The following is a 3013-nucleotide window of genomic DNA, read 5'->3' on the forward strand; positions in this document are numbered from 1 at the left end:
TCGTGGACCACAGCAAAGGCCGCACCCGTGGCGACCATCAGACTTGCGGCGGCAAGCAGGAGTTGGCGGTGATCGTACCGGGCGCCAAGGAGTCCAAAACCGATGGTCAAGAGCGCGGAACCGAGAAGCGACGCGGTCGCGATGACGCCGACCTGCAGAGGTGCAAAGCCTAATGCGAGGAGATAGACCGGCAACAGAACGGCCACGAAGCCGTCACCATGTCGCACAAGGCTCGAGCCGCAAAAAAGAAAGTCGCCGGGTGGATCCGCTGCACTGATCTAGCCTGCCCTCATCACCTGCGTCGGCACCACGGGCTTGGGGCAGCGTCGATCGACAGGGCTGGGAGATCATGACGGAGTTGCGTTAGACATTCCAGCGAGGCGAAGGCTATGCAGTTCGGGAAGTGGGTCAGAATTCCCGGTGGTCTTGCTTTGGTAATGTCCAGGAAGGGGCGCATTGCCGCCCGCCAGCCTTGGGGCCAAAGCGGACGGGCGGCTTCTAATGTGAGATGTAAGTGAGCAGACATTCAGCTCGGCGCAGGCTCGATCCTAACCTGACCCGAAGCTGCCGTTCACGGAACCAACTTGGAAGCCCGGGTCGGTTCGGACAGCGGACGTTCAGCGACAATCCACGTCAGAACCTTACACAGATGTAAATGAAAAAAGCCCCGGAAGCGGTCGATCCAGGGTCGACCATGTCCTTGTCTGAGCACGGATTATGATGACATCGCTGCGTCGGCCGCTTCGGCGGCGCGGCGCCTCAGCAGGTCATGTTCCCGCCTGTTGCCCGCCAGCGCCGCGGCCGCTTCGAACGCGGCGCGCGCCTCCTCGTAGCGGCCGAGCTTGTGGAGGAGGTCGCCGCGAACGCTCGGGAGCAGGTGATAGCCTTTGAGCGCCGGCTCGCGCTCAAGGCGGTCCACGATCGCCAGCGCCACTTCTGGGCCCTCGGCCATGCCCACGGCAACCGCGCGGTTGAGGTCGATGATTGGCGAGCGCACCACCGCGGCCAGCTCCGCATAAAGTCCGGCGATGTGCGACCAGTCGGTATCGCCCGCCGTCTTCGCCTGGGCGTGGCAGGCGATAATCGCCGCCTGTAGGGCGTAAATGCCGCCCGCTCCGCCTAATTCGCGCGCTCGCCCGAGCGCCTGCATCCCGCGCCGGATCTGGAGCTGGTCCCAGAGTGCGCGGTTCTGGTCCAGCATGAGGATTGGCTCGCCCCCTGCATCAGTACGCGCCGCCGTGCGCGAGGCGTTCAGCTCCATCAGAGCGAGCAGTCCATGGGCTTCGGGCTCGTGCGGCACGATGGAGGTGAGCACGCGGCCCATGCGAAGCGCTTCATTGCAGAGCTGGGGGCGCAGCCAGTCCTCGCCGCTCGCCGCGGTGTAGCCTTCGTTGAAGATGAGATAGACGACCTCCAGCACCGAGGAGAGCCGCTTTGAGAGCTCCTCGCCGCTTGGAGTCTCGTAGGCCAGCCCCGATTCCGAAAGAGTCCGCTTCGCGCGCACGATGCGCTGGGCGATCGTCGCCTCCGGCAACAGGAAGGCCCTGGCGATCTCCTCGGTTGTCAGGCCGCAGATCATCCGCAGTGCCAGCGCCGCGCGGGCCTCGCGCGACAGACGCGGGTGGCAGGCGGTGAAGATGAGCCGAAGCAGCTCATCGCCTATGTCTTCGTCCAGGGCCGAGTCGAGGTCGGGCATGGCCTGCTGCTCCTCCTCCATGTCCCAGGCGATAATGTCATGCTTGCGCTCGAGCATCCGGCTGCGGCGCAGATGATCCAGGGCCCGGCGCTTGGCGGTAGCCATCAGCCAGGCGCCGGGTTTTTCCGGAACGCCTGTGGCCGGCCACCGCTCAAGGGCAGCCAACAGGGCTTCCTGCGTCAAATCCTCGGCCAACGGCACATCGCGCAGCATCCTCGCCAGACTGGTGATCAGCCGGGGCTGCTCGATCCGCCACACGGCGAGGATCGTGCGATGGGCGTCGGCGACCGTCATGGCCGCCGACGCCGTCTGCAGGAACGTCGCCTCAAGGGCCGGCAAAAGCGCGGACCTCGCACGTGCCCTCCCAATCCGGCATGAAATCCTTGTGGAGCTGCATGAACTCGACCGCCGACGCCACGGCCTCTTCCTTGTTCCGGAACTCCATGATCGCGTAGCCGCCGATGACCTCCTTCGCCTCGACGAACGGACCGTCGATGACGCTGAGCTTCCCATCGGCGATGCGCACTTGTGCGCCCATCGCGACCGGCGTGAGCCCGCCCATGTCGACCATGCGGCCGGCCTTGATTTCTCGGTCGGCGAGCTTGTTCATCGCCTCGATGAGTTCCGCCGTCGGCGGTCCAGCGTGGGCGGAAGTGACGAACGACATGAAGCGCATTTGAGAACTCCTCCTGAGGCGAGCCGCGGACGTGATGGCCGCTGAACAGTCTCGCTAATTAAGTCGACGAACCAGCCCCCGGCGGATCGACACGCGCTTTGAATAAAATCACGCCCAGGCTGTAATGACGATTGGCGAGTGAACAAGGTTCGATTGACCAACCCCATCTAACGCCGACAGCTCCTCCAGCGTGGTGAGTTGCGTTGCCATATCAATTTTGACGGCTAGAAGGCTGCTTGCGCATTCTTGAGGGGCAGTGGTTCTAACTTCCGCTAAGAGGTCAACTCCCGCCGTTGGCGGATGTCAACTGAATGGCCAGTTCTGGCGCAACGGAGCCGGCCGGGCATCGGCTCGGATTATACCGCGATGGAGCGTTCTGCGTCGCAATCGGATGGGAAGCGGTCGTTGGTCTCGTCCCAACGAGCAAGTAGCGCCCCTAAACTGACTCTCCCCGGCCGGACCCGGGGCGGTTCGCGTGCCGGTCCGGGTCGCCTACGAGGCTAGGCCCAGAACGTGTCCCAGGCGTAGAGGTCGTAGAAGTGCTCTCGGCCGTCAATCACCTTGCCATTCTTGATGTCGAAGACAATGCAACAGAGCACATCCAGCCGTTTGCCGTTGCGCTCCCCGGTATTGCGATGGAC

2 protein-coding genes and 1 pseudogene are annotated in these 3013 nt (G+C 63.9%); all 3 read right to left on the reverse strand.

Features of this window, described 5'->3' with window-relative positions; translation table 11 throughout:
• A pseudogene (locus M727_RS42810) lies at positions 1 to 274 on the reverse strand (MFS transporter); the annotation flags it as partial.
• 441 nt (positions 275 to 715) lie between these two features.
• On the reverse strand, positions 716 to 1990 hold the full coding sequence (locus M727_RS0132600; protein ID WP_027156018.1) for an RNA polymerase sigma factor: 1275 nt from the start codon (positions 1988 to 1990) through the stop codon (positions 716 to 718).
• Between the two features lie 31 nt (positions 1991 to 2021).
• The gene (locus M727_RS0132605; RefSeq protein WP_027156019.1) at positions 2022 to 2372 is read right to left on the reverse strand and encodes a YciI family protein; all 351 of its coding nucleotides are present in this window, start codon (positions 2370 to 2372) and stop codon (positions 2022 to 2024) included.
• Between the last annotated feature and the right edge of the window lie 641 nt (positions 2373 to 3013).

This window comes from Mesorhizobium sp. WSM2561 (genome assembly GCF_000513915.1).
Classification (GTDB): domain Bacteria; phylum Pseudomonadota; class Alphaproteobacteria; order Rhizobiales; family Rhizobiaceae; genus Mesorhizobium; species Mesorhizobium muleiense.

Coding starts and splice junctions, on each gene's coding strand:
- M727_RS0132600 (WP_027156018.1), bottom strand. CDS start 1,990: ATGACGGTCGCCGACGCCCATCGCACGATCCTCGCCGTGTGGCGGATC.
- M727_RS0132605 (WP_027156019.1), bottom strand. CDS start 2,372: ATGCGCTTCATGTCGTTCGTCACTTCCGCCCACGCTGGACCGCCGACG.